Origin of the sequence: Escherichia whittamii (assembly GCF_014836715.1) — a bacterium.
GTDB lineage: Bacteria > Pseudomonadota > Gammaproteobacteria > Enterobacterales > Enterobacteriaceae > Escherichia > Escherichia whittamii.
Genome location: NZ_JACSQI010000001.1, coordinates 532303 through 558308, shown reverse-complemented (window position 1 = coordinate 558308; position 26006 = coordinate 532303). Strand labels below are relative to the sequence as shown.

Genomic DNA, 26006 nt, shown 5'->3' with positions numbered 1-26006 from the left:
GGATTGTGCGGATGATCACAACCTCAGGTTTTATCCTTAGAACAAAATAGGAATTGATTATCAAATCTGTCACTATTGCGCCTCTAACAGATTCATCGTGCTGTACCCTACATACAGCCGAACTATAAAAGAAAGGGCTTCCCAGGTGGAAGCCCAATTTCTTTATGGAATCAGTAAGCTGGAACCCTGTGTCGCCCGGCTTTCCAGAATCTCATGCGCACGCTGCGCATCCTTCAGCGGATATTTCTGTTGTTCCGCGACATCCACTTTAATTACGCCACTGGCAATCAATGAAAACAGCTCATTACTGGCTTCAGTTAACTCCTCCCGCGTGGTGATATAACCTTGCAGGGAAGGGCGCGTTACATATAGCGAGCCTTTCTGATTGAGAATGCCTAAGTTAACGCCGGTAACCGCGCCTGATGAGTTGCCAAAACTGACCATTAAACCGCGACGTTGCAGGCAATCCAGCGACCGTTCTCAGGTGTCTCTGCCCACGGAATCGTACACTACGCGCACTTTCTTGCCGTCGGTAATCTCTTTTAACCGCTCGACCAGATTCTCTTCGCGATAGTTAATCACCTGCCATGCGCCTGCTTTTAAGGCGCTTTGTGCTTTTTGCGCGCTGCCGACGGTGCCAATAAGTTTTGCCCCTAAGGCTTTTGCCCACTGGCAGGCAATTAAGCCCACGCCACCAGCAGCCGCATGGAACAGGAACTGTTCGTCAGGTTTGATTTCATACGTTTTGCGCAGCAGATAATAAACTGTTAATCCTTTCAGGAACGACGCGGCCGCTTGCTCAAAAGAGATCGCCGCTGGCAGAATTGCCGCTTTATCGGCATTAACGTTATGCACAGAACTGTAAGCCCCTAACGTTGACTGCGCATAAACCACACGATCGCCCGCTTTAATATGTTTCACGCCGCTGCCGACTTTGCTCACTATGCCAGCTGCTTCTGTCCCTAATCCACTGGGCAGCGATGGCGGCGGATAAAGGCCGCTGCGGATATACGTGTCGATAAAATTAATGCCAATGGCTTTATTTTCGACCTGGATTTCATTCTCTGCCGGGGCGGCAGGAGTAAACTCTGCGGCTTGTAGTACTTCCGGACCACCGTGCTTGTGAAATTCGATGCGTGTTGCCATGTGTCCTCCAGAACGTATCGTCAGGGTCTGCTTCATATGGTAAAGTTTCGACCCATTCTTTATCTCGGTAACTCCATTCACTATGGCAGGAAATAAACCCTTCAACAAACAGCAGGCTGAACCCCGCGAACGCGATCCACAAGTTGCCGGGCTGAAAGTGCCTCCGCACTCGATCGAAGCGGAGCAGTCGGTGTTGGGCGGTTTAATGCTGGATAACGAACGCTGGGACGATGTGGCCGAGCGTGTAGTGGCAGACGATTTCTACACCCGTCCGCACCGCCATATCTTTACCGAAATGGCGCGTTTGCAGGAAGGCGGTAGACCGATAGACCTGATAACTCTGGCGGAATCGCTGGAGCGTCAGGGGCAGCTTGATAGCGTCGGTGGTTTTGCTTATCTGGCAGAACTGTCAAAAAATACCCCAAGTGCAGCGAACATCAGCGCTTATGCTGACATCGTACGCGAACGTGCTGTTGTCCGTGAGATGATCTCGGTTGCTAACGAGATTGCCGAAGCTGGTTTTGATCCGCAAGGACGCACCAGTGAAGACTTGCTCGACCTTGCTGAATCCCGCGTCTTTAAAATTGCCGAAAGTCGCGCCAATAAAGATGAAGGTCCGAAGAACATCGCCGATGTGCTCGACGCTACCGTGGCGCGTATTGAGCAATTGTTCCAGCAGCCGCACGATGGCGTGACCGGGGTAAACACCGGCTATGACGATCTCAACAAAAAAACTGCCGGTTTGCAGCCGTCGGACTTGATTATCGTCGCAGCGCGTCCGTCGATGGGTAAAACGACATTTGCGATGAACCTCGTCGAAAACGCGGCGATGTTGCAGGATAAGCCGGTGCTTATCTTCTCACTGGAGATGCCATCGGAACAGATTATGATGCGTTCTCTGGCGTCGCTGTCGCGCGTCGACCAGACCAAAATCCGTACCGGGCAACTGGATGATGAAGACTGGGCGCGTATTTCCGGCACGATGGGCATTTTGCTCGAAAAACGTAATATCTATATCGATGACTCCTCCGGTCTGACGCCAACGGAAGTGCGCTCGCGCGCGCGTCGCATTGCCCGTGAGCATGGCGGCATCGGGCTTATCATGATCGACTACCTGCAGCTGATGCGTGTGCCGTCACTTTCCGACAACCGTACGCTGGAAATTGCAGAAATCTCCCGCTCGCTGAAAGCTCTGGCGAAAGAACTGAACGTGCCGGTGGTGGCCCTGTCCCAGTTGAACCGTTCTCTGGAACAACGTGCCGACAAACGCCCGGTCAACTCCGACTTGCGTGAATCTGGCTCCATCGAGCAGGATGCAGACTTGATCATGTTTATCTATCGTGATGAGGTTTATCACGAGAACAGTGATTTGAAAGGCATCGCGGAAATTATTATCGGTAAACAACGTAACGGCCCAATCGGGACGGTACGCCTGACCTTTAACGGTCAATGGTCGCGCTTCGACAACTACGCGGGGCCGCAGTACGACGACGAATAATAATTATTTTATGTATTAGGTAATTAAAGCAAACACTTATCAAGGAACACAAATGCAAGCGGCAACTGTAGTGATTAACCGCCGCGCTCTGCGACACAACCTGCAACGTCTTCGTGAACTGGCACCTGCCAGTAAAATGGTTGCGGTGGTGAAAGCGAACGCTTATGGTCACGGTCTTCTTGAAACCGCGCGAACGCTTCCTGATGCCGACGCCTTTGGCGTTGCCCGTCTCGAAGAAGCCCAGCGACTCCGGGCGGGAGGAATCACCAAACCTGTGTTGCTGCTCGAAGGCTTTTTTGACGCCAGAGATCTGCCGACAATTTCTGCCCAGCATTTTCACACTGCTGTGCATAACGAAGAACAGCTCGCAGCTCTGGAAGAGGCTAGCCTGGAAGAGCCGGTTACCGTCTGGATGAAACTCGATACGGGTATGCACCGTCTGGGCGTCAGGCCGGAACAAGCCGAGGCGTTTTATCATCGTCTTACGCAATGTAAAAACGTCCGTCAGCCGGTGAATATTGTCAGTCACTTTGCTCGTGCTGATGAACCGCAATGTGGCGCAACTGAAAAACAACTCGATATCTTCAACACCTTTTGCGAAGGCAAACCGGGTCAGCGTTCGATTGCTGCGTCAGGTGGCATTTTGCTGTGGCCACAGTCGCATTTTGACTGGGTGCGCCCGGGCATCATTCTTTACGGCGTGTCGCCACTGGAAGATCGCTCCACCGGTGCCGATTTCGGCTGCCAGCCGGTGATGTCACTGACCTCCAGCCTGATTGCCGTGCGCGAGCATAAAGCGGGTGAACCGGTAGGTTATGGCGGAACCTGGATTAGCGAACGTGATACCCGTCTCGGCGTAGTCGCAATGGGCTATGGCGATGGTTATCCGCGTGCTGCACCGTCTGGTACTCCGGTGCTGGTCAATGGTCGCGAAGTGCCGATTGTCGGTCGCGTGGCGATGGATATGATCTGCGTTGATTTAGGCCCGCAGGCGCAGGATAAAGCCGGGGATCAGGTCATTTTATGGGGCGAAGGTTTGCCCGTAGAGCGTATCGCTGAAATAACAAAAGTGAGTGCTTACGAACTTATCACGCGCCTGACGTCAAGGGTCGCGATGAAATACGTCGATTAATCGTTCTGCAATAGTTGATTGTCTGTGCCGGATGCGGCGTTAATGTCTTATCCGGTCCATAATATCTTGTAAATTCAATAAATTGATATTCTTGCAACGCATGATAAACGCCAGGCATCTGGCGGTTTTGCGTTTGCCATCAGTCTTACTCCGTTGTTAATTGTCGTTCGCCGCTGAACATCCTCTCGATCTTCGCCATCTTCCGGTTTATTGTGTTTTAACCACCTGCCCGTAAACCTGGAGAACCATCGCGTGTTTCAAAAAGTTGACGCCTACGCTGGCGACCCGATTCTTTCGCTTATGGAGCGTTTTAAAGAAGACACTCGCAGCGACAAAGTGAATTTGAGTATCGGTCTGTACTACAACGAAGACGGGATTATTCCGCAACTAAAAGCCGTGGCAGAAGCAGAAGCGCGTCTGAATGCGCAGCCTCACGGTGCTTCGCTTTACTTGCCAATGGAAGGGCTTACCAGCTATCGCCATGCCATTGCGCCGCTGCTGTTTGGCACCGACCATCCGGTACTGCAACAACAGCGCGTAGCAACCATTCAAACGCTTGGCGGCTCGGGGGCATTGAAAGTGGGCGCTGACTTCCTGAAACGCTACTTCCCGGAATCAGGCGTCTGGGTCAGCGATCCCACCTGGGAAAACCATGTGGCAATATTCGCGGGAGCTGGATTCGAAGTGAGTACTTACCCCTGGTATGATGAAGCAACCAACGGTGTGCGTTTTAATGACCTGTTGGCGACGCTGAAAACATTACCTGCCCGCAGCATTGTGCTGCTGCATCCGTGCTGTCATAACCCAACGGGCGCCGATCTCACCAACGACCAATGGGACGCGGTGATTGAAATTCTCAAAGCACGCGAACTTATCCCATTCCTCGATATTGCCTATCAAGGATTTGGTGCCGGTATGGAAGAAGATGCCTACGCCATTCGCGCGATCGCCAGCGCTGGATTACCTGCTCTGGTGAGCAATTCATTCTCGAAAATTTTCTCCCTTTACGGCGAACGTGTCGGTGGTCTTTCTGTGGTGTGTGAAGATGCCGAAGTCGCAGGCCGCGTGCTGGGGCAACTCAAAGCTACTGTGCGCCGTATTTACTCCAGCCCGCCGAATTTTGGTGCGCAGGTGGTGGCTACGGTGCTGAATGATGTGGCGTTAAAAGCCAGCTGGCTGGCGGAAGTAGAAGAAATGCGTACCCGTATTCTGGCGATGCGTCAGGAACTGGTGAAGGTATTGAGTAAAGAGATGCCAGAACGCAATTTTGATTATCTGCTTAAGCAGCGCGGCATGTTCAGCTATACCGGTTTAAGTGCTGCTCAGGTTGACCGACTGCGTGAAGAGTTTGGTGTTTACCTGATTGCCAGCGGGCGCATGTGTGTTGCCGGGCTTAACGCGCAAAATGTGCATCGCGTGGCGAAGGCGTTCGCAGCAGTGATGTGATGTCGTTAGCAGGTGGTTGAACAGCCGCCTGCTCAATTTTAACTTATTAATACAATTACTATACTGGAGAATAGAGTGAGAGAAATATTCTGCCCCCTCATACGAAGCCGCTTCCTTCTGTAAAGCGATATTAACCACGGACTAAATGGATATACCTACACCATGGATAGACATTAAGTTATTAAAAAACACGAACTTCTCTCATGTGATCCTGCTCCCTTTCTCTAACAAAACCGCAGATAATCCTTCCTTTCCCCCGCTGCTGGCGTTATGGTCAGATGGTTTTTTCAACAAATCTCACAATAAAAAGTTTTAACTTACTGACTATTTAGGGAAAAATATGCGCAAGATTACACAGGCATTGAGTGCCGTTTGCTTATTGTTCGCTCTAAACAGTTCCGCTGTTGCCCTGGCCTCATCACCTTCACCGCTTAATCCGGGTACTAACGTAGCCAAACTCGCTGAACAGGCGCCAATTCATTGGGTTTCAGTCGCCCAAATTGAAAATAGTCTGGCAGGACGTCCACAGATGGCTGTTGGCTTTGATATTGATGACACTGTTCTGTTTTCCAGCCCCGGATTCTGGCGCGGCAAAAAAACCTTCTCGCCAGAAAGCGAAGATTATCTAAAAAACCCAGCATTCTGGGAAAAGATGAACAACGGTTGGGATGAATTCAGTATTCCAAAAGAGGTCGCGCGTCAGCTAATTGATATGCATGTCCGCCGTGGCGACACCATTTTCTTTGTGACGGGTCGTAGCCCGACGAAAACTGAAACAGTGTCAAAAACGCTGGCTGATGACTTTCATATTCCTGCAACCAGTATGAATCCGGTGATTTTTGCGGGCGATAAAGCAGGACAAAATACAAAAACGCAGTGGCTACAGGATAAAAATATCCGAATTTTTTATGGTGATTCCGATAACGATATTACCGCTGCGCGTGATGCTGGCATCCGTGGCATCCGCATTCTGCGAGCCTCCAACTCCACCTACAAACCCTTGCCACAAGCGGGTGCATTCGGTGAAGAGGTGATCATCAATTCAGAGTACTGATAAGTCGGGAGAGTGTCTGGCTCTCCCGAGTGCTGTTTTTTTAATCACACCTTTATCCTTTCGCTGTCTTACTGCAAACTGATTAAGAGAGTTTTATCAAGGAGCAGCACATGTGGTTTCAAAAGACGCTCACACTTAGCGCTAAATCTCGTGGGTTTCATTTGGTAACGGATGAAATCCTGACTCAACTAGATGATATGCCGCGTGTTAATGTCGGTTTACTGCACCTGTTGCTGCAACACACTTCCGCCTCTCTGACACTTAATGAGAATTGCGACCCCACGGTACGCCATGACATGGAACGTTTTTTCCTCCGCACCGTTCCCGACCACGGAAACTATGAGCATGACTATGAAGGGGCAGACGATATGCCTTCTCATATCAAATCCTCGATGCTGGGGGTATCGCTCGTATTGCCAGTGCATAAGGGGCGTATTCAGACCGGCACCTGGCAGGGAATATGGCTTGGGGAACATCGCATCCACGGCGGATCGCGTCGCATCATTGCGACACTTCAAGGGGAGTAAAAAATGACTATTTCGGAGTTGCTACAATATTGCATGGCAAAACCAGGCGCAGAACAGAGTGTGCATAGCGACTGGAAAGCAACGCAAATCAAAGTGGAAGATGTGCTGTTTGCGATGGTGAAAGAAGTGGAAAATCGCCCAGCGGTTTCGCTGAAAACCAGCCCTGCGCTGGCCGAGCTTTTGCGACAGCAGCATAGCGATGTTCGTCCCAGCCGACATCTGAACAAAGCGCACTGGAGCACCGTGTATCTCGACGGGTCGTTGCCGGATTCGCAAATCTATTATCTGGTCGATGCGTCGTATCAGCAGGCGGTGAATTTGCTGCCGGAAGAAAAACGTAAATTGCTGGTGTAACTCTGAAAGGAAAAGACCGTTCAGAAAGCGGCCTGAGAATGATGACAAACGCAAAATTGCCTGATGCACTACGCTTATCAGGCCTACGTAACCTCTGCAATATATTGAAATTGCATGTTTTTGTAGGCCGGATAAGGCGTTCACGCCGCATCCGGCAAGAACAAAGCGCACTTTGTTAATAATCTGAGGCCGCTCAGAAAGCGGCCTTAACGATTACAGCATCGGCTTGAGGAAGCGTGCCGTATGTGAGGCTTCACACTCCGCGACGGTTTCTGGCGTGCCGGAGACGAGGATTTCGCCGCCGCCGCTGCCGCCCTCCGGCCCCAGGTCAACAATCCAGTCGGCGGTTTTGATCACGTCGAGATTGTGCTCAATCACCACAATGGTGTTGCCCTGATCGCGCAGTTTATGCAGTACGTCGAGCAGTTGCTGAATATCGGCAAAGTGCAGGCCGGTAGTCGGCTCGTCGAGAATATACAGCGTCTGCCCGGTGCCGCGTTTTGACAGCTCACGCGCCAGCTTCACGCGCTGGGCTTCACCACCAGAAAGTGTGGTGGCGGACTGCCCGAGGCGGATGTACGTCAGGCCAACGTCCATCAACGTTTGCAGCTTACGCGCCAGAGCTGGCACCGCATCAAAGAACTCTCGCGCCTCTTCGATGGTCATATCCAGCACTTCGTGGATGGTTTTGCCTTTGTACTTAATCTCCAGCGTTTCACGGTTATAGCGTTTACCTTTGCACTGGTCGCACGGCACGTAAATATCCGGCAGGAAGTGCATCTCCACTTTGATCACGCCATCGCCCTGACAGGCTTCGCAGCGTCCGCCACGAACGTTAAAGCTGAAACGACCTGGCGTATAGCCGCGCGCACGGGATTCCGGTACGCCCGCAAACAGTTCACGTACAGGCGTAAACACGCCGGTATAGGTCGCCGGGTTAGAACGCGGAGTACGACCAATCGGGCTCTGGTCGATATCGATCACTTTGTCGAAATGTTCCAGCCCCTGAATATCGCGATACGGTGCCGGTTCGGCGATAGTCGCGCCGTTCAACTGGCGTTGGGCAATCGGGAACAGCGTGTCGTTAATTAGCGTGGATTTACCGGAACCTGAAACACCAGTAATGCAGGTAAACAGACCCACCGGCAGCGTCAGCGTCACGTCTTTCAGGTTGTTGCCGCGTGCGCCTGTCAGCTTCAGCACTTTTTCTGGATCCGCCGGAACGCGTTTCTTCGGCACTTCAATCTTGCGTTTGCCGCTCATGTACTGTCCGGTTAACGACTCTGGCACGGCCATAATCGCTTCCAGCGGACCTTCCGCGACCACTTCACCACCGTGTACGCCAGCGCCCGGGCCAATGTCGATAACGTGGTCAGCGGCGCGAATAGCGTCTTCGTCGTGCTCCACCACAATTACGGTATTACCCAGATCGCGCAGGTGGATAAGCGTACCCAGCAGGCGCTCGTTATCGCGCTGGTGCAGGCCGATAGACGGCTCATCGAGCACGTACATAACGCCAACCAGCCCCGCGCCAATCTGACTCGCCAGACGGATACGCTGGGCTTCACCGCCGGAAAGCGTTTCTGCCGAGCGGGAAAGTGTCAGATAGTTCAAACCGACGTTAACGAGAAATTTCAGGCGGTCGCCAATCTCTTTGAGGATTTTTTCCGCAATCTTCGCTCTTTGCCCGGCAAGTTTGAGATTGTTGAAGAATTCCATCGCATGGCCAATGCTCATGTCGGAGATAGCAGGCAGCGGCGTATTCTCGACATAAACGTGGCGCGCTTCCCGACGCAGACGTGTTCCGTCGCAGCTGGCACACGGACGATTGCTGATAAACTTGGCTAATTCTTCACGTACCGCGCTGGATTCCGTCTCTTTATAACGGCGCTCCATATTATGCAGTACGCCTTCGAACGGATGGCGGCGGATGGAGGTATCGCCGCGATCGTTCATGTATTTGAATTCGATGTTTTCTTTGCCAGAACCGTACAGCACCACTTTATGCACGTTCGCGCTCAGGCTGCCCCACGGTGCTTCGACGTCGAACTTATAGTGATCTGCCAGCGATTTCAGCATCTGGAAGTAATAGAAGTTGCGGCGATCCCAGCCGCGGATCGCGCCGCCAGCCAGCGACAGCTCCGGATTCTGGATCACGCGGTCAGGATCGAAATATTGCTGTACGCCGAGGCCGTCACAGGTCGGGCAGGCCCCCGCCGGGTTGTTAAACGAAAACAGACGCGGTTCCAGTTCACGCATACTGTAACCGCAAATCGGACAGGCGAAGTTGGCGGAGAAGAGCAGCTCTTCCGCTTTGGGATCGTCCATATCAGCGACGACCGCCGTACCGCCAGAAAGCTCCAGCGCCGTTTCAAACGACTCTGCCAGGCGTTGGGTGAGATCGTCGCGCACTTTGAAACGATCAATAACCACTTCAATAGTGTGTTTCTTTTGCAGTTCCAGTTTCGGTGGATCGGAAAGATCGCAGACTTCGCCATCTATGCGCGCACGGATGTAGCCCTGACTTGCCAGATTCTCCAGCGTTTTTGTGTGTTCGCCTTTGCGCTCTTTAATAATCGGCGCCAGCAGCATCAGACGTTTACCTTCCGGCTGCGACAGCACGTTATCCACCATCTGGCTGACGGTTTGCGCCGCCAGCGGAACATCGTGGTCCGGGCAGCGTGGCTCACCGACGCGAGCGTACAGCAGACGCAAATAGTCGTGGATTTCGGTGATTGTCCCCACCGTGGAGCGCGGGTTATGAGACGTCGATTTCTGTTCAATTGAGATGGCAGGAGAAAGCCCCTCAATATGATCGACGTCTGGCTTTTCCATCAGTGACAGAAACTGCCGCGCGTAGGCGGAAAGGGATTCAACGTAACGACGCTGCCCTTCGGCATATAAGGTGTCGAAAGCTAGCGAGGATTTGCCAGAACCCGAAAGCCCGGTCACGACAATGAGTTTGTCGCGGGGGATTACGAGGTTGATGTTTTTGAGATTATGGGTGCGGGCGCCCCGAACTTCGATCTTATCCATTCACCTTTCCCGGATTAAACGCTTTTTTGCCCGGTGGCATGGTGCTACCGGCGATCACAAACGGTTAATTATGACACAGAATGACCTGAATGAATATACAGTGTTGGAATGCAAAACCCAGAGCGCTATGTAACAATGTTTGACCAGAATTGTTTAGCGGAACCGAGGTCACAACATAGTAAAACCGCTATTGGTAATGCTACAATCGCGCGTTTACACTTATTAGAACGTTTTTTTCAGGAGACATGAACATGGCCAGCAGAGGCGTAAACAAGGTTATTCTCGTTGGTAATCTGGGTCAGGACCCGGAAGTACGCTACATGCCAAATGGTGGCGCAGTTGCCAACATTACGCTGGCTACTTCCGAATCCTGGCGTGATAAAGCGACCGGCGAGATGAAAGAGCAGACTGAATGGCACCGCGTTGTGCTGTTCGGCAAACTGGCTGAAGTGGCCAGCGAATATCTGCGCAAAGGTTCCCAGGTTTATATCGAAGGTCAGCTGCGTACCCGCAAATGGACCGATCAATCTGGTCAGGAGCGCTACACCACAGAAGTGGTGGTGAACGTTGGCGGCACCATGCAGATGCTGGGTGGTCGTCAGGGCGGTGGCGCACCGGCAGGCGGCAATATGGGCGGCGGTCAGCCGCAGGGCGGTTGGGGTCAGCCTCAGCAGCCGCAGGGTGGCAATCAGTTCAGCGGCGGCGCGCAGTCTCGCCCGCAGCAGTCCGCACCGGCAGCGCCGTCTAACGAGCCGCCGATGGATTTCGATGACGATATCCCATTCTGATTTTTGTCTAAAACAATAGATTATATTGTTTTAAGGTAGGTGATTAACGCATCTGCCAGGGATAAAAAAGAAGCCTCCAATATGGAGGCTTCTGTATATCACACCAAAATCATCGGCCATTGTGGCGGTGCCTGATTTGTTGCTTCCACCATTACCGACTCAATATTGTGCCAGATTGCGGCAATATCCATCATTGTGATTCCGAGCAGCCCCATCGCAAACCAGCAGGCGGAAACAACGCCCAGACCACTGCTGATCACCGCGAGCCCTACGTAATCAGACCGACGAAAACGGATGTTGAGCGTACTTGCCAGAAACATCAGTACGGCGCTAAGAAGCTGCCAGCGAAGAAGAACCACGCCAGTGGTGAGGGTAGCCATCGAACATTTCCTCTGAAAATAACCGATGCCCTGGACAGCACGGCTTTCTCACGGGGGGCGTGATGCACTCTGGCTATCATGGGGCCTGCGAAATACCAAAATGAAACAATTAGTGTGTTTCATTATTTTTGTGAACTATATCACAATTGGTTGTTTGTTAGCCAGATAGTGTCGTTATTTTTATTAGCGTGCTTATCTTGTGGTTTTTCAGTGGCGACGCAGAAATATAAAATATCGTATCTTCCTGACTGACGCGCATTTTTAGTAAATTCCTTTTGATATCAGCATGTTATTTTTATTAAAACAACGATTATAAAGGTATCAATTTCAAATCAGGCAAAAGTGCTATTTATACCGTAAGATTTATCTAACGTCGTCGGTGGCCAGGGTTTCCACCTTGCAATGACCAGCTATAACCAGACAGGGAATTGATAGAAATGAGTCATCGTGCACGACACAAATTGCTGGCGTTGCCGGGCATTACCTTTGTAGCTCTTCTTCCCATCATCTTGTCACTATGGATTGCCTTCATTTGGGCAAAATCAGAAGTGAACAATCAGCTTCGTGTCTTTGCCCAACTGGCGCTGGATAAATCCGAGCTGGTGATTCAACAGGCAGATTCAGCGAGCGATGAAGCGGAACGCTATCAGGGGCAAGTTTGTACTCCGGATCATCAAAAGCGAATGTTGAATATTATTCGTGGCTATCTTTATATCAATGAACTGATATACGCCCATGACAACCGTTTTTTATGTTCTTCGCTTATCGCTCCTGTTGACGGGTATATGATTTCCCCCGCAGATTATAAGCGCGCCCCTGATATTTCTATCTATTATTACCGAGATACCCCTTTTTTCTCCGGTTATAAAATGACTTATATGCAGCGGGGTAATTATGTGGCGGTCATCAATCCTTTATTCTGGAGTGAGGTGATATCTGACGATCCGACGCTGCAATGGGGCGTGTATGATACGGTGACGAAAACCTTTTTTTCGTTAAGCAACCAGGCCTCGGCTGAAACGTTTACTCCGCTAATTCATCTGAATGAGTTAACTGTGCAACGAAATGGTCATTTGTATGCAATGGTACATTCGACAAAACGCCCGATTGCGGCCATTGTTGCCACTTCAAATAAACGTCTTATCGCTCATTTTTATAATCACCTTATCTTTGCTTTGCCCGCAGGTATTTTTTGCAGTCTGGTACTGCTGTTACTCTGGTTGCGGATTAGCCAGGAGTATCAGTCACCTAAACGCAAATTGCAACGCGCCCTCGAAAAACGACAGCTTTGTCTTTATTACCAGCCAATTATCGATATCAAAACAGAAAAATGTATTGGCGCTGAAGCGTTGCTACGTTGGCCTGGTGGCCAGGGGCAAGTGATGAGTCCGGCAGAGTTTATCCCGTTGGCGGAAAAAGAGGGGATGATTGAGTTAGTAACTGATTATGTTATTGATAATGTATTCAGCGATCTGGGGGCGTATCTGGCAACACATGCCGATCGCTATATTTCTATTAACCTGTCGGCCTCCGATTTTCATACATCGCGTTTAATTGCGTGCACCAATCAGAAAATAGAGCAATACGCGGTGCATCCGCAGCAAATTAAATTTGAAGTCACTGAACATGCGTTTCTTGATGTCACCAAAATGACGCCGATTATTCATGCTTTCCGTCAGGCCGGTTATGAAGTTGCGATTGATGACTTCGGCATTGGCTACTCTAACTTGCACAACCTTAATTCATTGAATATCGATATTTTGAAAATCGATAAATCGTTTGTTGAGACGCTGACCACGCACAAAACCAGCCATTTGATTGCGGAACACATCATTGAACTGGCGCATAGTCTGGGGCTAAAAACGATAGCGGAAGGGGTAGAAACGTCGGAGCAAGTTAATTGGCTGCGCAAACGCGGCGTGCGTTATTGTCAGGGCTGGTACTTTGCAAAGGCGATGCCACCGCAAATGTTTATGGAATGGACAGGGAAATTGCCCGCACATGAGTTAATGTGCGGGCAATAATTCTAGATACGGTGGCGATAATCGCTGGGAGTGCGATCAAACTGCCGACGGAAAACGCGGGAAAAGGTCTGCTGAGAGACATAACCCAGGTCCATTGCGATATCAAAAATCGGACGCTCGGTGGTGCGCAACTCAACGGCGGCCAGTAACAGACGGCGCTGGCGAATGTAATCGCCAAGCGTCTGATGCGTCACCGTGCGGAACATCCGTTGCAAGTACCACTTTGAATAGCCAGATTTTTTTGCGACGACATCAATGTTAAGCGGCTGGTCAATATGCTCGTCAATCCATGCGATAAGATCCTGAATAATTTTCTGATGGGACATAAATCTGCCTCTTTTCAGTGTTCAGTTCGTTAATTCATCTGTTGGGGAGTATAATTCCTCAAGTTAACTTGAGGTAAAGCGATTTATGGAAAAGAAATTACCCCGCATTAAAGCGCTGCTAACCCCCGGCGAAGTGGCGAAACGCAGCGGTGTGGCGGTATCGGCGCTGCATTTCTATGAAAGCAAAGGGTTGATTACCAGTATCCGTAATAGCGGCAATCAGCGGCGATATAAACGTGATGTGTTGCGATATGTCGCAATTATCAAAATTGCTCAGCGTATTGGCATTCCGCTCGCAACCATTCGTGAAGCGTTTGGCGTGTTGCCAGAAGGGCATACGTTAAGTGCGAAAGAGTGGAAACAGCTTTCGTCCCAATGGCGAGAAGAGTTGGATCGGCGCATTCATACCTTAGTGGCGCTGCGTGACGAACTGGATGGATGTATTGGTTGTGGCTGCCTTTCGCGCAGTGATTGCCCGTTGCGTAACCCGGGCGACCGATTAGGAGAAGAAGGTACCGGCGCACGCTTACTGGAAGATGAACAAAACTAAAGCGCCACAAGGGCGCTTTAGTTTGTTTTCCGGTCTTTGTCTTTCTCTCTATCCCGCTGGTACACAGGAGGGTTTCCCCCGACGTCAACACACCTCATTCGAGCACGTGGTGGAGGTTCCGGTTGGTGTTGATGCTTTAATTGTATGTTACCGGCGTTTCTTCGCCAGTGTAAAAGTACACTTTTTAGCCGCAATATTTTTGTCATCTCAGACGATTTTTTATCGCAATCCTGAACGGTATACGGCTCGATAACGCTGCAATCTTGCGCATCGACGATAACGTTTGCGCATCAATTGCCTGGTTTTTCATCGGCAATACAAGAAAAGGGAAAAAAGCAGCAAACTTCGGTTGAAAAAGCCGCTATGATCGCCGGATAATCGTTTGCTTTTTTTTACCACCCGTTTTGTATGCGCGGAGCTAAACGTTTGCTTTTTTGCGACGCCCCAAATTGTCGCAAACCTGGAGCAGGAAGATAACGTTTCGCTGGCAGGGGATTGTCCGCCACGCATCTTGACGAAAAATAAACTCTCAGGGGATGTTTTCTATGTCTACGCCATCAGCGCGTACCGGCGGTTCACTCGACGCCTGGTTTAAAATTTCACAACGTGGAAGCACTGTCCGTCAGGAAGTGGTTGCCGGGTTAACAACGTTTCTGGCGATGGTCTACTCGGTAATCGTCGTTCCGGGCATGTTGGGTAAAGCGGGCTTCCCGCCAGCGGCAGTTTTTGTTGCGACCTGTCTGGTTGCCGGGATTGGTTCTATCGCGATGGGGCTGTGGGCCAATCTGCCGTTGGCTATCGGTTGCGCCATCTCCCTGACGGCGTTTACTGCATTCAGCCTGGTGCTGGGGCAGCATATTAGCGTTCCGGTCGCGCTGGGCGCCGTGTTCCTGATGGGGGTGCTGTTTACAGTCATTTCTGCAACGGGTATCCGTAGCTGGATTTTGCGCAACTTGCCGCACGGTGTGGCGCACGGTACGGGGATTGGTATCGGCCTGTTCCTGCTGCTGATTGCAGCTAATGGTGTTGGCCTGGTCATTAAAAACCCGCTTGATGGTCTGCCGGTTGCGCTGGGGGATTTCGCAACCTTCCCGGTCATTATGTCGCTGGTAGGTCTGGCGGTGATTATCGGTCTGGAAAAACTGAAAGTGCCGGGCGGCATTCTGCTGACTATTATCGGTATCTCGATTGTGGGCCTGCTCTTCGATCCTAATGTCCACTTCTCTGGCGTTTTCGCCATGCCGTCACTGAGCGATGAAAATGGTAATTCGCTAATTGGTAGCCTGGACATTATGGGCGCGCTGAATCCGGTGGTACTGCCGAGCGTACTGGCGCTGGTGATGACTGCTGTTTTCGACGCGACCGGAACCATCCGTGCAGTCGCCGGTCAGGCGAACCTGCTGGATAAAGACGGGCAGATCATTGATGGCGGCAAAGCGCTGACCACCGACTCCCTGAGCAGCGTTTTCTCAGGCCTGGTGGGCGCGGCTCCGGCAGCGGTATACATCGAATCTGCGGCGGGTACGGCGGCGGGCGGTAAAACTGGTCTGACGGCTATCACCGTTGGCGTATTGTTCCTGCTGATTCTGTTCCTCTCTCCGCTCTCTTACCTTGTTCCTGGTTACGCAACGGCTCCGGCGCTGATGTACGTTGGCCTGCTGATGTTGAGCAACGTGGCGAAAATCGACTTTGCTGATTTCGTCGATGCGATGGCGGGGCTGGTGACGGCGGTATTCATCGTGCTGACCTGTAACATCGTAACTGGCATCATGATCGGCTTCGCGACCCTTGTGATTGGTCGTCTGGTTTCTGGCGAATGGCGTAAACTGAATATTGGTACGGTCGTTATCGCCGTGGCGCTGGTCACCTTCTACGCGGGTGGCTGGGCTATCTAAGCTTTAATAAGATTCTGAAAACGGGCGGCAATGGCTGCCCGTTTTTATTTTCTCCGTACATTGTGTGAGCTTTTGCGATATTCTGAAAATACTGAGAGTCTGGGCATAACGCCTTTCTCAAATCATAAAAAACATTGCAAACAGGGAACGCATGGAAATCTTCTTTACCATACTGATAATGACCCTCGTGGTTTCGCTGTCCGGGGTGGTCACTCGTGTCATGCCCTTTCAGATCCCGCTTCCGCTTATGCAAATCGCCATTGGTGCGCTACTGGCGTGGCCGACGTTTGGTTTGCATGTGGAGTTTGATCCTGAACTCTTTTTAGTTTTGTTTATCCCGCCGCTGCTGTTTGCTGATGGCTGGAAAACGCCGACCCGCGAATTTCTCGAACATGGCCGAGAGATCTTCGGTCTTGCGCTGGCGCTGGTGGTCGTCACCGTAGTCGGCATTGGCTTCCTCATTTACTGGGTGGTGCCAGGCATTCCGCTAATTCCGGCCTTTGCGCTGGCGGCGGTGCTCTCTCCGACCGATGCCGTGGCGCTTTCCGGGATTGTCGGTGAAGGGCGAATACCGAAAAAAATCATGGGCATTTTGCAGGGCGAAGCGTTGATGAATGACGCCTCCGGCCTGGTGTCGCTGAAGTTTGCCGTGGCAGTTGCGATGGGGACCATGATCTTCACTGTTGGTGGTGCGACGGTCGAATTTATGAAAGTCGCGATCGGCGGTATTCTCGCGGGGTTTGTAGTGAGCTGGCTGTATGGTCGCTCGCTGCGCTTCCTGAGCCGCTGGGGCGGCGATGAACCTGCGACACAGATCGTACTGCTGTTCCTGCTGCCGTTCGCCTCTTATCTGATTGCCGAACATATTGGCGTTTCCGGTATCCTTGCGGCGGTTGCTGCCGGGATGACTATCACCCGTTCAGGCGTGATGCGCCGTGCGCCGCTGGCGATGCGTCTGCGTGCGAACAGCACCTGGGCGATGCTGGAGTTTGTCTTTAACGGCATGGTGTTCTTGCTGTTGGGCCTGCAACTACCGGGTATTCTGGAGACGTCGCTGATGGCGGCAGAGATCGACCCGAACGTCGAAATCTGGATGCTATTTACCGACATCATCTTGATTTACGCCGCGCTCATGCTGGTCCGTTTCGGCTGGCTGTGGACGATGAAAAAATTCAGTAACCGCTTCCTGAAGAAGAAACCGATGGAGTTTGGTTCGTGGACCACACGAGAAATTCTTATCGCGTCTTTTGCCGGAGTTCGCGGTGCCATCACCCTGGCCGGTGTGCTCTCTATTCCGCTGCTGTTGCCGGATGGTAACGTCTTCCCGGCACGTTATGAGCTGGTGTTCCTGGCGGCTGGCGTCATTCTTTTCTCGCTGTTTGTTGGCGTGGTGATGCTGCCTGTTCTGCTACAACACATTGAAGTTGCAGACCATTCGCAGCAGTTGAAAGAGGAACGCATTGCGCGCGCGGCAACGGCAGAAGTGGCGATTGTGGCGATCCAGAAAATGGAAGAACGACTGGCGGCAGACGCTGAAGAGAATATCGACAACCAGTTGCTTACCGAAGTCAGCTCTCGCGTCATTGGTAACTTGCGTCGTCGCGCCGATGGACGTAATGACGTTGAAAGTTCGGTGCAGGAAGAGAACCTGGAACGTCGCTTCCGTCTGGCGGCACTGCGTTCTGAACGTGCGGAACTTTATCACCTGCGCGCCACGCGGGAGATCAGCAACGAAACGCTGCAAAAATTACTGCACGATCTCGATTTGTTGGAAGCGTTGTTGATTGAAGAAAATCAATAACCTGCATGGTTGGCGGGCGAGCCCGCCAACCCGTCTTACTCTGGCGTTAACCAGTAACCTTCACAACAGGTCAGCCACGCCTGAGCACAGTGGGAAAGGTAAACGCCCTCACGCCAAATCATTCCTAATTTCCAGCTTAGTTCGCTTTCCAGCGGCAGCCATTTTAAGGTGTTTTTATCTAATCGCTGGCAAATGGGTTCCGGCAAAATGGCTATACCGACACCTGCCTGAACCATCGCGGCGAGGAAATCCCATTGCCCGCTGCGAACCGCAATCCTCGGTTTAACGCCATGTTCATCGAATAACGCCATCAATTGCTTACTTAAGGCAAAATCTTCGTTATAGATAAGTAGAGGATGTTCCGCCAGTGTCTCCGGTGAGACGGCATCACGCTCAAGCCATTTACCTGAACGCGGCGCCAGCACACAAAGCGGATGACTAAACAGCGATAACGTTGTCAGGCCGCTTTCTTCTACCGGTAGGGCGGTCAGAGCCATATCCAGTTCGCCGTTCATTACCGCCTGCTGCACGGTCAGCCCGCCAAATTCCGAAATCTTCAGCTCGACGCCGGGGTAACGCTGGCGAAACAGGCCAATCGGCCCGGCCATTAACATGCCAACCATCGGCGGGATCCCCAGCCGCAAAACGCCGGTTTTAAGCTGATTGATATCGCCAAGTTCAGCCTCCAGTTGCCGAAACTCAGCCAGTATAGCCAGCCCGCGCTCAAACACGACGTGACCAGTATCAGTGAGAAGCAGCCGACGACCATCGCGGATCAACAATATACAGTTCAGCTCATCTTCGAGATTCTTCAGCATCTTGCTGATAGTTGGCTGGGTCACAAACAACTTCTCCGCTGCGCGGGTGAAGCTTTGCTGGCGCACCACTTCGACAAAATAACGCAGCGTTCTGATATCCATAACTATTCCCTTTGACTATACCTGCAATGATTTTAATTCATTTCAGTAGCGGCATGGGGCTCTCTATACTTAACGTTCTGTTTTATTTTCAGGATATCCCCTCATGTCCGTGGCGCTTCGCCGCATTACCCCTGCCGTTGTGCAATCTATCCAGGTATTTGTCCAGGTTGTGCTGTATGCAGGTTTATTTATTTTTGCGCAATATCTCGTCTCCTGGCTGCATTTGCCGCTGCCCGCCAACCTGGTGGGGATGATCCTGATGCTGGCGCTGATTGTTTGCCGCATTATTCCGCTGCAATGGGTACGTGCCGGGGCGCGCTGGCTACTGGCCGAAATGCTGCTGTTTTTTGTTCCTGCCGTGGTGGCGGTGGTGAACTATGCACAACTGTTACTGGTGGATGGTTGGCGTATTTTTGCGGTGATCGCGTTGAGCACGGTGATGGTACTGGGCACGACCGCCTGGGTAGTGGAAAAAGTCTATCGCTATGAAATGCGCAGGTTAAACCGTGACTAATTTTCAGCTAAGTATGCTCTGCCTGGCGATTACGCTGGTTATCTATTTTCTAAACAAACGCCTTTATCGCCGCTTTCGTAAACTGCCGTTGATGCCTCTGGTGCTGACGCCTGCGCTACTGGTTATGCTGCTGGTTTTTGGCAATATTTCCTGGCAAAACTATATTGGCGAAGCGCACTGGCTACTATGGTTATTAGGCCCGGCAACCATCGCTTTTGCGGTGCCGGTGTATGACAATCGGGCGATCATTAAACGTCACTGGATGTCGCTGACGGCGGGCGTACTGACGGCAACGGTGGTGGCCGTGACCAGCTCGGTATGGCTGGCACGATTATTTACCCTGCCGGATGAAATCCAGCGTAGCCTGGCGGTGCGTTCGGTCACTACGCCATTTGCTCTGGCAGCGAGCCAGTCGCTCGGCGGACAGCCCGATCTGGTGGCGCTGTTTGTGGTGGTCACCGGCGTGTTTGGTATGGCGATTGGCGACGTGCTGTTTTTACGTCTCTCTATTCGCGAAGGGATGGCGAAAGGCGCCGGATTTGGCGCGGCGTCTCATGGCGCCGGGACTGCGCGGTCGTATGAACTGGGTCAACAAGAGGGCGTGGTTGCCAGTCTGGTCATGATGCTTTCTGGCATATTGATGGTACTGGTTTCGCCGCTGGTGGCCTGGATGATGTTCTGAAGAAATTCCCCGATCAGGCGACCGGGGAAGGGTAGAGATTAATGCGCGCGGCCTTGCTCAACGCCAAAGCCGGTCTGGGAACGGATAAATTGCGCACGGAACAGTTCACGCTCACGCGCCCCTTCCGCTGAATTATCGGTTGCCGAGAAGAACCAGATGCCGAGGAATGCCACGGAGATGGAGAACAGCGCCGGGTATTCGTACGGGAAGATGGCTTTTTCGTGACCGAGGATCTGTACCCAAATAGTCGGGCCGAGGATCATCAGCACCACCGCAGTAATCAGCCCTAACCAGCCGCCCAACATCGCCCCACGGGTGGTCAGTTTCGACCAGTACATGGAAAGCAGAATGATCGGGAAGTTACAGCTCGCGGCGATGGCAAACGCCAGGCCCACCATGAAGGCGATGTTCTGATTCTCAAACAGCACGCCGAGGATAATGGCAATCACGCCGAGGATCAGCACGGTGATTTTCGATACCCGCAGCTCTTCACGTTCAGTTGCGCCTTTTTTGAAGACGTTGGCGTACAGGTCGTGAGAAACCGCTGATGCGCCCGCCAGCGTCAGACCCGCAACCACCGCGAGGATGGTGGCGAAAGCAACCGCTGAAATAAAGCCGAGGAACAGGTTGCCGCCCACCGCATTAGCCAGGTGAACCGCCGCCATGTTGTTACCGCCAATCAACTTACCCGCCGCGTCTTTATATTCCGGATTCGCACCAACCAGCATGATCGCGCCAAAGCCGATAATAAAGGTCAGGATGTAGAAGTAGCCCATAAATCCGGTGGCGTAGAACACGCTCTTACGTGCTTCGCGGGCATCGCTGACCGTAAAGAAACGCATCAGAATGTGCGGTAACCCAGCCGTACCAAACATCAGTCCAAGCCCCAGCGACAGTGCTGAGATCGGATCTTTCACCAGTCCGCCCGGCTTCATGATGTCGACACCTTTCGGGTGTACCGCCATCGCTTCGCTGAACAGATTGTTGAAGCTAAAGCCGACGTGTTTCATCACCATAAAGGCCATAAAGCTGGCGCCGAACAGCAGCAGCACGGCTTTGATAATCTGTACCCAGGTGGTCGCCAGCATGCCGCCGAACAGGACGTACATCATCATCAGCACGCCGACCAGCACCACTGCAATGTGATAGTTAAGGCCGAACAACAGCTCGATCAATTTACCGGCGCCGACCATCTGGGCGATAAGGTAAAGCGCCACCACCACCAGAGAACCACAGGCCGAAAGAATACGAATCGGCCCTTGTTTCAGGCGGTAAGAAGCCACATCCGCAAAGGTATAGCGGCCCAGGTTACGCAGACGTTCGGCAATCAGGAACAGAATGATCGGCCAGCCCACCAGGAAGCCCAGCGAGTAGATCAGCCCGTCATAGCCGGAGGTAAACACCAGCGCGGAGATCCCCAAAAATGAGGCGGCAGACATATAGTCACCGGCAATCGCCAGCCCGTTCTGGAAGCCTGTGATATTGCCGCCTGCGGTGTAGTAGTCATTACGAGAACGCACGCGTTTTGACGCCCAATAGGTAATGCCGAGCGTAAACACGACGAAAATCAGGAACATAATAATCGCCTGCCAGTTTGTTGGCTGGCGCTCAACGGCCCCGCTAATAGCATCCGCGGCGTGAGCTGCGAAAGGGAGTGTGGCGGCAAGCGCCGTCAGAACTCTTTTCATGATGCTTGTACCTCATGCAGGACTTCATTATTTAGACGGTCGAATTCACCGTTCGCCCGCCAGATGTAGATACCAGTGAGAACAAAGGAGATAACAATTACCCCAACGCCAACGGGAATACCGCGTGTGACGCTGGTGTTCGGATTCAGCGGGGTGCCCAGCCAGCCGGGCGCGAAGGCGATCAGTAAAATAAAGCTGATATAAACTGCCAGCATAATAATCGACAGGATGGTGGCAAACCGTTGCCGTTTTTCGACTAACTCCCTGAAATGCGCATTGTCTTCTATCCGCTGATAAATAGTGCCATTCATCACAGATTCTCCAGAGGTAATGTAGGGATTGTTTTAATTCCAGCTCCCGTTTGGGAGAAGGTTAACGCTTGGGTAACCCTTGCCGAACGTAGGCCGGATAAGGCGTTTACGCTGCATCCGGCAATTGAGAGTTACGATGGCATTGCGATAGCCTGCTTCTCTTCAAGCAGCTTCTCGACCACGCCAGGATCGGCAAGCGTCGAGGTATCGCCCAGGTTGCTGGTATCGCCCGCCGCAATTTTGCGCAAAATACGGCGCATAATTTTGCCGGAACGGGTTTTAGGCAGGGAGTCGGTCCAGTGCAGCACGTCTGGCGTCGCCAGCGGGCCAATCTCTTTACGCACCCAGTTGCGGACTTCTGCGTACAGTTCTGGTGATGGTTCCTCCCCGTGATTAAGCGTGACGTAGGCGTAGATCGCCTGGCCTTTAATATTGTGCGGAATACCCACCACGGCGGCTTCGGCAATCTTCGGATGCGCTACCAGTGCTGACTCAATCTCCGCCGTCCCCAGACGGTGACCGGAGACGTTCAGCACGTCGTCCACACGCCCGGTGATCCAGTAATAGCCATCTTCATCTCGACGCGCGCCGTCGCCGCTGAAATACATATTTTTGAAGGTGGAGAAGTAAGTCTGTTCAAAACGCTCGTGATCGCCAAACAGCGTACGTGCCTGACCCGGCCAGGAGTCAGTGATTACCAGACTGCCTTCAGTGGCCCCTTCCAGCGAATTGCCTTCGTTATCCACCAGCGCCGGTTGCACGCCGAAGAACGGACGCGTCGCAGAACCGGCTTTCAGTTCGGTCGCCCCAGGCAGCGGTGTAATCATGAAACCGCCAGTTTCGGTCTGCCACCAGGTATCAACCACTGGGCATTTCTCGTTGCCGATCTTCTTCCAGTACCACTCCCACGCTTCCGGGTTAATTGGCTCGCCCACGGAACCGAGAATGCGCAGCGACGAACGGTCGGTGCCTTCAATCGCTTTATCGCCTTCTGCCATCAGCGCGCGAATCGCCGTGGGCGCGGTATAGAGAATATTGACCTGATGCTTGTCCACCACCTGCGCCATACGGGCAGGCGTCGGCCAGTTGGGCACGCCTTCAAACATCAACGTGGTCGCGCCGCAGGCCAGCGGGCCATACAGCAAGTAACTGTGTCCGGTCACCCAGCCCACATCGGCGGTGCACCAGTAGATATCGCCCGGATGATAATCAAAGACATATTTAAAGGTCAGCGCCGCGTACACCAGATAACCACCGGTAGTGTGCAGCACGCCTTTCGGCTTTCCGGTAGAACCGGATGTGTAGAGAATAAACAGCGGATCTTCGGCGTTTACCTCTTCCGGCTGGTGCTGATCGCTCGCTTGCTCAATCAGGTCGTGCCACCACAGGTCGCGCCCTTCCTGCCAGTCAATTTTTCCGCCAGTACGCTTCAGTACCACGACGTGCTCAACACTGGTGACATGCGGGTTTTTCAGCGCATCATCCACGTTTTTCTTCAGCGGGATGCTGCGTCCGGCCCGCACGCCTTCATCGGACGTGATCACCAGTCGTGAGCTGGAATCGATAATGCGCCCGGCAACCGCTTCCGGTGAGAAGCCGCCGAAAATCACTGAGTGCACTGCGCCAATGCGCGCACAAGCCAGCATCGCAACCGCAGCTTCTGGCACCATCGGCATATAAATTGCCACCACGTCGCCTTTTTTAATGCCCAGCTCGAGCAGGGTATTGGCGAAGCGGCATACGTCGCGGTGCAGCTCTTTATAGCTGATATGTTTGCTCTGGCTGGCGTCATCGCCTTCCCAGATGATGGCGGTACGATCACCGTTTTCTTGCAGATGGCGGTCGAGGCAGTTGGCCGCCAGATTCAGCGTGCCGTCCTCGTACCATTTAATCGAGACATTACCCGGGGCAAAGGAGGTGTTTTTCACCTTCTGATACGGTTTGATCCAGTCGAGAATTTTTCCCTGTTCGCCCCAAAAGGTATCAGGTGCGTTAATTGATTGTTGGTACATCGCTTCGTACTGCTGAGGGTTTATCAGGCAATGGTCTGCGATGTTGGCCGGAATGGTGTGTTTGTGTATTTGACTCATGCTTTTGTTCTCCTTGTAGGATGTTAATAATATGTGGCATAAGCGTTAAACGTAGGGGTATTGGCAGTTTTGTTTAGTATTTGGGCGGCAGATCACGCAAAAGTAGAATTGTGCAAATAAGCGACAGGATTATTTTTGAAGGGTACCAACAAAAGTTGGCATTTTCTTTCTGGAACATGCAGTTATGCATGCTGTTGAAAACAGGAGGAATACTGACTAACTCTAAAGTGGTATTTTACATGCACTTACAATTGATTAAAGACAACATTATGAGTATGGTTATTTGTTACACATAGGGGCGAGCAATGTCATAACAGTGTATGTGCGGTTACTGTTATGAAAAAACAATAAAAACTGCCATTACCTCAATGGCAAAATTTGGATGAAGCCCCTATGACAAGGATAAAAATAAACGCACGCCGTATCTTCAGCTTATTGATTCCTTTTTTCTTTTTCACTTCTGTTCACGCTGAACAAACGGCTGCTCCCGCGAAACCTGTAACTGTGGAAGCGAAGAATGAAACCTTTGCCCCACAGCACCCCGATCAATATCTCTCCTGGAAAGCTACCTCGGAACAATCAGAGCGTGTTGACGCACTGGCGGAAGATCCACGTCTGGTGATCCTGTGGGCGGGATATCCCTTCTCACGCGATTACAACAAGCCGCGCGGGCATGCCTTTGCTGTGACCGATGTGCGTGAAACTTTGCGTACCGGTGCACCGAAAAATGCCGAAGATGGCACGATGCCGATGGCCTGCTGGAGCTGTAAAAGCCCGGACGTGGCGCGGTTAATCCAGAAAGATGGAGAAGATGGTTACTTCCACGGTAAATGGGCGCGCGGCGGCCCGGAAATCGTCAACAACTTAGGTTGTGCCGACTGCCATAACACCGCCTCACCAGAGTTCGCCAAAGGTAAACCGGAGTTAACCCTTTCACGTCCGTATGCGGCACGTGCGATGGAAGCGATTGGCAAGCCTTTTGAGAAAGGCGGACGCTTCGACCAGCAGTCAATGGTCTGCGGTCAATGCCACGTGGAATATTACTTTGACGGTAAAGATAAGGCCGTAAAATTCCCGTGGGATAACGGCATGAAAGTCGAAAATATGGAGCAGTATTACGACAAAATTGCCTTCTCTGACTGGACTAACTCCCTGTCGAAAACGCCAATGCTGAAAGCGCAGCACCCGGAATATGAAACCTGGAGTGCGGGCATTCACGGCAAAAACAACGTGACCTGTATCGACTGCCATATGCCGAAAGTGCAGAACGCCGAAGGCAAACTTTACACCGACCATAAAATTGGCAATCCGTTTGATAACTTCGCCCAGACCTGTGCGAACTGTCATACCCAGGACAAAGCCACGCTGCAAAAAGTGGTCGCGGAACGTAAACAGTCGATTAATGACCTGAAAATCAAGGTTGAAGACCAACTGGTACACGCCCACTTCGAAGCAAAAGCAGCGCTGGATGCAGGCGCGACAGAAGCTGAGATGAAGCCGATTCAGGACGACATCCGTCATGCCCAGTGGCGTTGGGATCTGGCGATCGCTTCCCACGGCATTCATATGCACGCGCCGGAAGAAGGTCTGCGGATGCTTGGCACGGCGATGGATAAAGCGGCAGATGCCCGTACCAAACTGGCGCGTTTGCTGGCGACCAAAGGCATTACCCATGAAATCCAGATCCCGGATATCTCGACCAAAGAGAAAGCCCAGCAGGCAATTGGCCTGAACATGGAGCAAATCAAAGCCGAGAAACAGGATTTCATTAAAACGGTGATCCCGCAGTGGGAAGACCAGGCTCGTAAAAACGGTCTGTTAAGCCAATAACCCCCGTTCCGCCT

General features: G+C 52.1%; 21 protein-coding genes and 1 pseudogene. 14 read left to right on the top strand and 8 right to left on the bottom strand.

Features of this window, described 5'->3' with window-relative positions; genetic code table 11:
- Window positions 1-162 precede the first annotated feature (162 nt).
- Window positions 163-1146, bottom strand: a pseudogene (locus tag H9644_RS02530) (NADPH:quinone reductase).
- 82 nt (window positions 1147-1228) lie between these two features.
- Here H9644_RS02530 and dnaB point away from each other — a divergent pair.
- The 6 genes from dnaB (at window position 1229) to H9644_RS02500 (ending at window position 7157) form a co-directional block, all read left to right on the top strand.
- Complete coding sequence (dnaB, locus tag H9644_RS02525) at window positions 1229-2644, top strand: replicative DNA helicase (protein ID WP_064525575.1); 1416 nt, start codon at window positions 1229-1231, stop codon at window positions 2642-2644.
- Window positions 2645-2696: 52 nt separating this feature from the next.
- Window positions 2697-3776: an alanine racemase gene (gene alr, locus H9644_RS02520; protein WP_064525578.1), complete on the top strand. Its 1080-nt coding sequence runs from the start codon at window positions 2697-2699 to the stop codon at window positions 3774-3776.
- Between the two features lie 252 nt (window positions 3777-4028).
- Complete coding sequence (gene tyrB, locus H9644_RS02515) at window positions 4029-5222, top strand: aromatic amino acid transaminase (protein WP_064525580.1); 1194 nt, start codon at window positions 4029-4031, stop codon at window positions 5220-5222.
- Between the two features lie 340 nt (window positions 5223-5562).
- Entirely contained in the window at window positions 5563-6276 is a 714-nt protein-coding gene (gene aphA, locus H9644_RS02510; RefSeq protein ID WP_191772946.1) for an acid phosphatase AphA, read from the top strand.
- A gap of 110 nt (window positions 6277-6386) precedes the next feature.
- Window positions 6387-6803 carry a secondary thiamine-phosphate synthase enzyme YjbQ gene (locus tag H9644_RS02505; protein WP_191772944.1) on the top strand — a complete coding sequence of 139 codons (417 nt, stop codon included), beginning with the start codon at window positions 6387-6389 and terminating at the stop codon, window positions 6801-6803.
- Window positions 6804-6806: 3 nt separating this feature from the next.
- Complete coding sequence (locus H9644_RS02500) at window positions 6807-7157, top strand: MmcQ/YjbR family DNA-binding protein (protein ID WP_064525589.1); 351 nt, start codon at window positions 6807-6809, stop codon at window positions 7155-7157.
- Between the two features lie 213 nt (window positions 7158-7370).
- Here the strand turns inward: H9644_RS02500 and uvrA are convergent, their stop codons facing one another.
- Window positions 7371-10193 (bottom strand): excinuclease ABC subunit UvrA, encoded by a 2823-nt coding sequence (gene uvrA / locus H9644_RS02495; RefSeq protein WP_064525595.1) that lies wholly within the window; start codon window positions 10191-10193, stop codon window positions 7371-7373.
- 251 nt (window positions 10194-10444) lie between these two features.
- Here uvrA and ssb1 point away from each other — a divergent pair, with 251 nt between their 5' ends.
- The gene (gene ssb1 / locus H9644_RS02490) at window positions 10445-10981 is read left to right on the top strand and encodes a single-stranded DNA-binding protein SSB1 (RefSeq protein WP_064525598.1); all 537 of its coding nucleotides are present in this window, start codon (window positions 10445-10447) and stop codon (window positions 10979-10981) included.
- 98 nt (window positions 10982-11079) lie between these two features.
- Here the strand turns inward: ssb1 and H9644_RS02485 are convergent, their stop codons facing one another.
- Entirely contained in the window at window positions 11080-11361 is a 282-nt protein-coding gene (locus H9644_RS02485; RefSeq protein WP_064525602.1) for a YjcB family protein, read from the bottom strand.
- 437 nt (window positions 11362-11798) lie between these two features.
- Between H9644_RS02485 and H9644_RS02480 the strand changes: the two genes are divergently transcribed.
- Entirely contained in the window at window positions 11799-13385 is a 1587-nt protein-coding gene (locus tag H9644_RS02480) for an EAL domain-containing protein (RefSeq protein ID WP_064525604.1), read from the top strand.
- 2 nt (window positions 13386-13387) lie between these two features.
- Here the strand turns inward: H9644_RS02480 and soxS are convergent, their stop codons facing one another.
- Window positions 13388-13711, bottom strand: a complete 324-nt coding sequence (gene soxS, locus H9644_RS02475; protein WP_000019357.1) for a superoxide response transcriptional regulator SoxS — start codon at window positions 13709-13711, stop codon at window positions 13388-13390.
- 85 nt (window positions 13712-13796) lie between these two features.
- On the opposite strand from soxS, the gene soxR reads away from it, so the two are divergent.
- The 3 genes from soxR to H9644_RS02460 all read left to right on the top strand — a co-directional run bounded on the left by soxR (window position 13797) and on the right by H9644_RS02460 (window position 17957).
- The gene (soxR, locus tag H9644_RS02470; protein ID WP_000412431.1) at window positions 13797-14261 is read left to right on the top strand and encodes a redox-sensitive transcriptional activator SoxR; all 465 of its coding nucleotides are present in this window, start codon (window positions 13797-13799) and stop codon (window positions 14259-14261) included.
- 545 nt (window positions 14262-14806) lie between these two features.
- A complete protein-coding gene (ghxP, locus tag H9644_RS02465; protein WP_000106865.1) occupies window positions 14807-16156 on the top strand; it encodes a guanine/hypoxanthine transporter GhxP in 1350 nt (449 codons plus the stop codon).
- A gap of 151 nt (window positions 16157-16307) precedes the next feature.
- A complete protein-coding gene (locus tag H9644_RS02460) occupies window positions 16308-17957 on the top strand; it encodes a Na+/H+ antiporter (protein ID WP_064525607.1) in 1650 nt (549 codons plus the stop codon).
- Between the two features lie 35 nt (window positions 17958-17992).
- Here the strand turns inward: H9644_RS02460 and H9644_RS02455 are convergent, their stop codons facing one another.
- Entirely contained in the window at window positions 17993-18877 is an 885-nt protein-coding gene (locus H9644_RS02455; RefSeq protein ID WP_064525610.1) for a LysR family transcriptional regulator, read from the bottom strand.
- Between the two features lie 103 nt (window positions 18878-18980).
- Here H9644_RS02455 and H9644_RS02450 point away from each other — a divergent pair, with 103 nt between their 5' ends.
- Both H9644_RS02450 and H9644_RS02445 read left to right on the top strand, forming a co-directional pair.
- Complete coding sequence (locus H9644_RS02450; RefSeq protein WP_064525613.1) at window positions 18981-19391, top strand: CidA/LrgA family protein; 411 nt, start codon at window positions 18981-18983, stop codon at window positions 19389-19391.
- On the top strand, window positions 19384-20073 hold the full coding sequence (locus H9644_RS02445) for an LrgB family protein (RefSeq protein ID WP_064525617.1): 690 nt from the start codon (window positions 19384-19386) through the stop codon (window positions 20071-20073). The genes H9644_RS02450 and H9644_RS02445 overlap by 8 nt, the downstream gene beginning before the upstream one ends.
- A gap of 38 nt (window positions 20074-20111) precedes the next feature.
- On the opposite strand, the gene actP is transcribed toward H9644_RS02445, so the two are convergent.
- From actP to acs, 3 genes are all read right to left on the bottom strand, one after another.
- Entirely contained in the window at window positions 20112-21761 is a 1650-nt protein-coding gene (gene actP / locus H9644_RS02440; RefSeq protein WP_064525620.1) for a cation/acetate symporter ActP, read from the bottom strand.
- Complete coding sequence (locus tag H9644_RS02435; protein WP_001337746.1) at window positions 21758-22072, bottom strand: DUF485 domain-containing protein; 315 nt, start codon at window positions 22070-22072, stop codon at window positions 21758-21760. Before H9644_RS02435 ends, actP begins: the two co-directional genes overlap by 4 nt.
- A 131-nt stretch (window positions 22073-22203) precedes the next feature.
- Window positions 22204-24162: an acetate--CoA ligase gene (acs, locus tag H9644_RS02430; RefSeq protein WP_064525623.1), complete on the bottom strand. Its 1959-nt coding sequence runs from the start codon at window positions 24160-24162 to the stop codon at window positions 22204-22206.
- Window positions 24163-24555: 393 nt separating this feature from the next.
- Between acs and nrfA the strand changes: the two genes are divergently transcribed.
- Window positions 24556-25992: an ammonia-forming nitrite reductase cytochrome c552 subunit gene (nrfA, locus tag H9644_RS02425; RefSeq protein ID WP_064525626.1), complete on the top strand. Its 1437-nt coding sequence runs from the start codon at window positions 24556-24558 to the stop codon at window positions 25990-25992.
- Window positions 25993-26006: the final 14 nt, after the last annotated feature.